This is a genomic window from Bradyrhizobium sp. NBAIM08, assembly GCF_020193935.1.
Lineage (GTDB): Bacteria > Pseudomonadota > Alphaproteobacteria > Rhizobiales > Xanthobacteraceae > Bradyrhizobium > Bradyrhizobium yuanmingense.
The window spans coordinates 1-388 of the sequence record NZ_JADYVR010001242.1; the positions used below are offsets into that span (position 1 = coordinate 1).

Consider the following 388-nt stretch of genomic DNA (forward strand, 5'->3'; position numbering starts at 1 on the left):
GGTGCGGACGTCGTCGATCTCTCCTGCGGTCTGCGACGGGGCGGTCATGAAGCCGACCGCGATGACACCGGCGACGATGACCCACAGGGCGTCGCTGACCATTGGGGCTCCACCGACGGCCTTGATGACCAGGGTGACGATCGCCCACGCCGCGGTTGCGCCGAGCAGCGGCCAGAACAGGCTGTTGGCCAGGGTGGTGACGCCGGTCTCGATGTACGGGCCGGCGTCCTGGTACAGGTTCAGGCCCAGCATCCACTGCATCGCGACGATGGCGCCGCGCACCAGCGCCAGGAACAGGAATAGGAACAGGTTGCCGAGTGCGTGGAAGATCGTCCACATCCCCTCCTCCAGGTACGGGGCGCCGTGGTGAGCCTCCGACAGGTTCAGG

Annotated in this window: 1 protein-coding gene; it reads right to left on the reverse strand. The window is 67.3% G+C overall.

Annotated features, from left to right (window positions below; all coding sequences use genetic code 11):
- A partial coding sequence (locus I6F37_RS44335; RefSeq protein ID WP_225155035.1) for a hypothetical protein occupies positions 1-339 on the reverse strand: 339 nt, incomplete at its 3' end.
- Between the last annotated feature and the right edge of the window lie 49 nt (positions 340-388).